Source organism: Isoptericola sp. NPDC060257 (assembly GCF_042726645.1).
GTDB classification, from domain to species: domain Bacteria; phylum Actinomycetota; class Actinomycetes; order Actinomycetales; family Cellulomonadaceae; genus Isoptericola; species Isoptericola nanjingensis.
The window spans coordinates 1-6,532 of sequence record NZ_JBHXAW010000252.1; the positions used below are offsets into that span (position 1 = coordinate 1).

The following is a 6,532-nucleotide window of genomic DNA, read 5'->3' on the forward strand; positions in this document are numbered from 1 at the left end:
GCCCCCGAGAAGGCCGGACGCCCGCCCGCCGCACCAGGCACCACCGAGAGGCAACACGTGCACACCCTCGACGAGACCCTCGCGACGACGACCCTGCAGGCCGCGATCGACGACGCCGCGGCGTCGGGCGGCGGCACCGTGGTGGTGCCCGCCGGGACCCACCGCACGGGCGCCCTGCGCCTGCGCTCGCACGTCGAGCTGCACCTCGAGGCGGGCGCGCGGCTCGAGTTCGTGCCCGACCCCGCGCTCTACCCGCCGGTCGAGGCCCGCTGGGAGGGAGCCAGCTCCACCATCCACCAGCCGTGCGTCTACGCGCACGGCGAGACCGACGTCGCGATCACCGGCCGCGGCACGATCGACGGCGGCGGCGCGGCCTGGTGGGACACGTTCCGCCACGACCGGGAGTCCCTCGCGCACCCGCGGCCCACGCTCGTCGGGATCCACGAGTGCACCCGGGTGACGATCCGCGACGTCACCCTCACGAACTCTCCCGCCTGGACCGTCCACCCGCTGCTGTGCGAAGACGTGAGCGTGTCCGGGGTGCGGATCCACAACCCCGCCGACTCGCCCAACACGGACGGCATCAACCCGGAGTCGTGCCGGAACGTGCGGATCAGCGACTGCCACATCGACGTCGGCGACGACTGCATCGCGATCAAGGCGGGCACCGAGCGCACCGCCGAGCGCGTGCCGTGCGAGAACATCACGATCACCGGCTGCACGATGGTGCACGGCCACGGCGGCGTGGTGCTCGGCAGCGAGATGAGCGGCGGCATCCGCAACGTCGTCATCACCGGCTGCGTGTTCTCCGGCACCGACCGCGGGATCCGGCTGAAGTCGCGCCGGGGGCGCGGCGGCGTCGTCGAGGACGTGCGCGTGGCGAACGTGATCATGGACGGGGTGCTGTGCCCGTTCGTGATCAACCCCTTCTACTTCTGCGGGCCCGACGGCAAGGAGCCGTGGGTCGGCGACCGGTCGCCGCACCCGGTGGACGACCGGACGCCCGCGTTCCGCCGGATCCACCTGGCCCATGTGACCGCCCGCGGGGTGCACGCCGCGGCGGCGCACCTGTACGGGCTGCCCGAGGCGCCGCTCAGCGAGATCACCCTCGACGACGTGGCGATCTCGTTCGCCGAGGACGCCGAGCCGGGCGTCCCCGCGATGGCGGCGGGCGTCGAGGCGGTGGCGCGGGCGGGCATCCGCGTCGGGTACCTGGCCGACTCCGCCTTCACCCGGGTGCGGGTGGTCGGGGCGGTCGGCCCCGAGGTGACGGCCGAGGCGAGCCCGACGCTGCGGCTCACCGACGTGACCGGCCGGATCGAGCGGGACGACACCGGCGTCTCCCGCGCGTCGAGCACGCCTGCGACGGAGCAGGCGACACGAGAGGAGCACCTCGCATGAGGAAGAACCTGTTCGTCAGGGGAGCGGCGGCGGCCGCGGTGGCCGCGCTCGCGCTGACCGCGTGCGGCAGCAACGGTTCGGGCGACGAGGGGGGCGAGGCCGGCGGCCCCGTCACGTGGATGGCGACCCTGCACACGCCCGTGACGCCGGACGAGGGCGGCCCGATCCAGACCGCGCTGGAGGAGCACACCGGCGAGGACTTCAAGATCCAGTGGGTGCCGGCAGCCTCGTCGGCGGAGAAGCTCAACGCGGCGCTCTCGTCGGGCGCGCTCGCCGACATGGTGTCGATGGCGCCGGTCGACAGCTCGACCGTGCGGCAGTCGCTGACGTCGGGGATGTTCTGGGACGTGGAGCCCTATCTCGAGGAGTTCCCGAACCTCGCGAAGATCGACCCGCAGACGCTCGACGCGGCCCGCCTGGACGGCAAGCTCTACGGGGTCCCGTTCCAGAAGATCAAGGCGCGCTACGGGGTCGTCGTCCGCCAGGACTGGCTGGACAACCTGGGCCTGGAGACGCCGCACACGATCGAGGACCTGGAGAAGGTCGCGGTGGCGTTCACGAAGGACGACCCGGACGGCAACGGCAAGGACGACACCACCGGGTTCATCGACCGCGAGGAGAGCTTCGATCTGGGCTTCCGGTCCCTGTCGGGGTACTTCGGCGCCGGCGACGACTTCGAGGTGGACGACGCCGGGCAGGTGCGCTCGACGCTCGACGGCGACGCCTTCAAGCAGGCGATGGAGTGGTACCGCGGCGTGTACGAGCAGGGCGCGGTGAACCAGGAGTTCGTCACGATGCAGAAGACGAACCAGCAGGACGCCATCGCGCGCGGCAAGGGCGGCATCGTGGTCACGGGCCTGTTCGAGGCCAAGGGGTACCTCGCGCTCGCGCAGGACGCGGACCCGGAGACGCCCATGAAGTGGGCGCTCGTCAACGACATGACCTACCAGGACGTGCCCCGGCGGATCCTCACCGACACGGCCGGTGGGCTCGGCGGCTGGCTGTCCTTCCCCACGTCGGAGGTGAAGGACGAGGCCGAGCTGAAGCGGGTGCTCGGGTTCGCCGACAAGCTGCTGGACGAGGAGGCGTTCGGCCTCATGACCAACGGCGTCGAGGGCACGCACTTCTCGCAGGACGCCGACGGCGTGGTGACGATCGAGGACCAGACCGCCTGGGAGCAGGAGGTGCAGCCGTACTCGTCGTCGCGCCTGTCCGAGAAGGTCGTGACCTACAAGAGCACCGAGCCGTACGTCGACGAGGGCAACGAGAAGATGCTCGAGAACGAGCAGTACGCCGTCGTCAACCCGACGCAGTCCCTGTCCTCCGAGGCCTACGACCGGCAGTGGACCACGGTCCACGACGCGGCCAAGGACGCCTACAACAAGTACGTCGTGGGCCAGATCGAGATGGCGGACTACGAGGCCGCCATCGAGAAGCTCCGCGGCCAGGGCCTGGGCGACATCGAGCAGGAGCTCACGGCTGCGTACGCCGAGGTGAACGGCTGACATGGCCATGACCGAGACGCCCGCCCGCCGCGACGCCGGCGACGCCGCGCCCGAGCCCGCCGGTCCGGCTGGCACGGTCCGGCGCACCGTCGAGCTCTGGGTGGCCGGGGTGGCGGCGGCCCTGACGACGCTCTCCCTCGGCGCGTTCACCCTCGTGGTGAACGGCGTCGACGAGGCGACGTTCGCCCACAGCCTCTACCCGTTGCTCGCCGACGGCGGCGTCGCCGGCGCGGCGGGCGTCCCGGTCGACGCGGCCTACGAGGCCACGCGCACGCTCGCGGCGTGGTTCAGCCTCACCGTGCCGATCGTGCTCGGGCTCACCGTCGTCGGCTTCGCGCTCGCGCGCCGCCGCCCCGCCCGACGGACGACCGGGTGGTGGTTCCTCGCCGCCGGGCTCGCCTGCCTCCTCGGCAGCCAGCTCCTGCTGTACCCGATCGCCTTCGGCTTCTTCGTCACCGCGGGCCTCTTCGCCCTGCGCACGACCGACCAGCATTCCGACCAGCCCCGAACCGGGAGTTCCAGATGAGCAAGATCGCCGCGGCAGCACCCGCCGCACGGCCCCTCCGCAGCACGGGCCGGACCCGCAAGCCCTCGGTCGGGGTGCGCGTCTTCCAGGTCGTCAACGTGGTCGTCCTCACCGGCTTCGCGCTGCTGTGCCTGATCCCGTTCCTCAACGTGCTGGGCAGCTCGCTCGCCACCCCGGGCGAGATCGCCACCCGGCCGTTCATCCTCGTCCCGCACACGTTCACGCTCGACGCGTACCGGTACATCCTGTCGACGTCGACGATCTTCCAGGCGATGGGGGTCTCCGTCGTCGTCACCGTGGGCGGGACGTTCCTCAGCCTGCTGGTCACGGCGCTCATGGCGTACGCGCTGTCCAAGCGCTACCTCAAGGGCCGGCGGGTGATCAACTTCCTCGTCGTGTTCACGATGCTGTTCAGCGGCGGCATGATCCCCACGTTCATCGTGGTGCAGAAGCTGGGGCTCATCGACTCGCTGTGGTCGCTGATCCTCCCGGTGCTGATCAACGCGTTCAACTTCGTCATCATGCGCAGCTTCTTCCAGGGCATCCCGGACAGCCTGGAGGAGGCCGCGCGCATCGACGGCTGCTCCGACCTGGGGGTCTTCCTGCGGATCGTGCTGCCGCTGTCGCTGGCGTCGATCGCGACCATCGGCCTCTTCTACGCCGTGTACTACTGGAACACGTACCAGGCGGCCATCCTCTACATCAACGACTCTGAGAAGTGGCCCATCCAGGTGCTGCTGCGTCAGATCGTCATCGTCGCGTCCGGCATGAACGCGGACGAGAGCGCCGTCGACGTCGTCCCGCCCGCCCAGTCGGTGAAGATGGCGGTGATCTTCGTCGCGACGCTGCCGATGCTGCTGGTGTACCCGTTCATCCAGCGGTTCTTCGTCAAGGGCGCGCTGATCGGCTCGGTCAAGGGCTGACCCGATCGGGTGGTGTCAGCGGGCGTAGGCCGCGTGGAACGTCCACCGCGGGTCGAGCGTCTCGCCGAAGCCCTGCGACTGGACGGCGAGGGTGCCGTCGTCGGCCAGGGCCAGGCGGAGCCGGAGCGTGGCCAGCTCGTCGCCGTGGGTCCCCGCGCGCACGTCGAGGACGCCGGGGCCCGACCAGCCGGCGGTGACGACCGCCGGCTCGTCGCCGATCCGGGTCGTCAGCGGGTCGGCCGTGTCCAGCGCGATCGACCAGCCGTCGGACGACGCGATCGTGCCCCCGGCCGCGTCGACGTCGAGCGTGAGGTCCGCCGGACCCGAGCCCGGGGTGCGGCCGGCCCAGGTGCCGGCCAGCGGGCGCGCGTGCGCGGCGTCGTGCCCCGGCATGGGCCAGACGAGCGTCGTGACGGCGGCCCCCGCCGGGGGCGCGTCGGCCTCCCCGCCCGCCCGCCCCAGCTCGCGCGCGGGCCCGACGAGGTGGTCGAGGACGAGGTCGAGCAGCTTCTGGTCGCCGCTCGCCGCGGCCTGCGAGTCGGCGGTGACGACCACGGTGACCCGCAGCTCGGGGTCGCCGTAGACGATCTGCCCGCCCATCCCGAACATCAGCCAGCCGCCGGCGGGCGGCAGCCACAGCTGGTACCCGTACGCCGCGCGGAACGGCCCGCCCCAGGTCTGCGTGGCGGGGTCCGACTGCGGTGACGTCGCGGCCGCGAGGTACTCCGCCGGGAGCAGCCGCGCGCCGTCGTGCACGCCGCCGTCGTTGAGCAGCCGGGCCAGGCGGGCCAGGTCGTCGGGCGTGCAGATCAGGCCGGAGCCGCCGTGGCTGAAGCCGTCCGGGCCGGGCAGGAAGCGTAGGCCGGGGGAGATGCCGAGCGGGTCGAGCACCCGCGGGCGCAGGTAGTCGGCGAGCGTGCCGCCCGTGGTCCGCTCCACGAGCGCGGCCAGCGTGTACGACGCGCTGGTGTCGTACGTGAACAGGGTGCCCGGCGGGTGCGTGGGCTCGACGCGGAAGTACGACTCCAGCCAGCCGCCCCCGCGCACCTTGTACGTCGTCGAACGGTGCGGGCCGACCATCGCGAGCATGTGCCGCAGCGTCGTGGCCTCGAGCCACGGGTGGACGGGGTGGCCGTCGACCAGGTCCGGGAAGTGCTTCACCACGGGGTCGTCGAGGGAGACGCGCCCCTCCGCGGCGAGGAGCCCGATGGCCAGGCCCGTGACCGTCTTGGACACCGAGTACATCCGCTGCGGGACGTCGTGGCCGCGGGTCGGGGCGGCGGCGGAGACAGGTCGGTCGTCGCCCACGCGCACGTCGACGGTGTGCAGGGCGATGTCGAGCGCGGCGGCGCGCTCGACGAGCGGGTCCAGGATCATGACGCCAGCCTAGTAACCGCTTTCCCGTCGTGGCCAGGGCCCTCGCCGCACCCGACGGGTCGCGGCGAGGGCCTGCGGCTCAGGTCAGGTCGCGGACTGCGGCGTACTGCTCGCGGACGACCGGGTGCGGGTCGGCGTCGAGGGTCGTGGCGACCGTCGTCGACCAGGCCGGCGCGGCGAGGTCCGGGGAGGTCGCGGCCGCGAGCACCCACGCGGCCTGGCGCGCGGCGCCGTCGGCCACGTACTCGCCCGGCTCGGGCACGCCGATCGCGAGGCCGAAGACCTGCGTCGCGACCTGCTGCACCGCGGGGGACTGGGCGGCGCCGCCGATGAGCATGACGCGCTCGATGGGCACGCCCTGGGCGCGCAGCGCGTCGAGGCCGTCGGCCAGGCCGCAGAGCATGCCCTCCACGTAGGCGCGCGCGAGGTGCTCGCGGGTGGACGTCGCGAGGCGGACGCCGTGCAGCGTGCCGGTGGCGTCGGGACGGTTGGGGGTGCGCTCGCCCTCGAGGTACGGGACGAGGACGAGGCCGTCGGCGCCCGGGGGCGCGGCGAGCGCGAGGTCGGCGAGCTCGTGCACGTCGACGTCGAGCACCGCGCGGGCGGCGTCGAGCACGCGGGCGGCGTTGAGGGTGACGGCGAGCATGAGCGCGTTGCCGGTGGCGTCGGCGAAGCCGTTGATGGCGCCGGAGCCGTCGGCGGTGCGCGTCGGCGCCACCGCGGACACGACGCCCGACGTGCCGATCGAGATCGCGATGTCGCCAGGGGTCATGCCGAGCGCGAGGGCCGCGGCCGCGTTG

6 protein-coding genes are annotated in these 6,532 nt (G+C 72.6%); 4 read left to right on the forward strand and 2 right to left on the reverse strand.

The window, feature by feature from the left end; all coding sequences use genetic code 11:
- From ACFWEK_RS17160 to ACFWEK_RS17175, 4 genes are all read left to right on the forward strand, one after another.
- Window positions 1-1,401 (forward strand): glycoside hydrolase family 28 protein (locus ACFWEK_RS17160; RefSeq protein ID WP_430554816.1); only part of this gene is annotated, 1,401 nt, incomplete at its 5' end.
- Window positions 1,398-2,906 (forward strand): extracellular solute-binding protein, encoded by a 1,509-nt coding sequence (locus ACFWEK_RS17165; protein ID WP_430554817.1) that lies wholly within the window; start codon window positions 1,398-1,400, stop codon window positions 2,904-2,906. The genes ACFWEK_RS17160 and ACFWEK_RS17165, both read left to right, overlap by 4 nt.
- Window positions 2,907-2,913: 7 nt before the next feature.
- Window positions 2,914-3,432 carry a hypothetical protein gene (locus ACFWEK_RS17170; protein WP_430554818.1) on the forward strand — a complete coding sequence of 173 codons (519 nt, stop codon included), beginning with the start codon at window positions 2,914-2,916 and terminating at the stop codon, window positions 3,430-3,432.
- Window positions 3,429-4,355 carry a carbohydrate ABC transporter permease gene (locus ACFWEK_RS17175; protein ID WP_430548477.1) on the forward strand — a complete coding sequence of 309 codons (927 nt, stop codon included), beginning with the start codon at window positions 3,429-3,431 and terminating at the stop codon, window positions 4,353-4,355. Before ACFWEK_RS17170 ends, ACFWEK_RS17175 begins: the two co-directional genes overlap by 4 nt.
- 15 nt (window positions 4,356-4,370) lie before the next feature.
- On the opposite strand, the gene ACFWEK_RS17180 is transcribed toward ACFWEK_RS17175, so the two are convergent.
- Window positions 4,371-5,732 (reverse strand): serine hydrolase domain-containing protein, encoded by a 1,362-nt coding sequence (locus ACFWEK_RS17180; protein ID WP_430554819.1) that lies wholly within the window; start codon window positions 5,730-5,732, stop codon window positions 4,371-4,373.
- A 79-nt stretch (window positions 5,733-5,811) separates the two neighbouring features.
- A partial coding sequence (locus ACFWEK_RS17185) for an FGGY-family carbohydrate kinase (RefSeq protein ID WP_430554820.1) occupies window positions 5,812-6,532 on the reverse strand: 721 nt, incomplete at its 5' end.

Coding starts and splice junctions, on each gene's coding strand:
- ACFWEK_RS17165 (WP_430554817.1), top strand. CDS start 1,398: ATGAGGAAGAACCTGTTCGTCAGGGGAGCGGCGGCGGCCGCGGTGGCC.
- ACFWEK_RS17170 (WP_430554818.1), top strand. CDS start 2,914: ATGACCGAGACGCCCGCCCGCCGCGACGCCGGCGACGCCGCGCCCGAG.
- ACFWEK_RS17175 (WP_430548477.1), top strand. CDS start 3,429: ATGAGCAAGATCGCCGCGGCAGCACCCGCCGCACGGCCCCTCCGCAGC.
- ACFWEK_RS17180 (WP_430554819.1), bottom strand. CDS start 5,732: ATGATCCTGGACCCGCTCGTCGAGCGCGCCGCCGCGCTCGACATCGCC.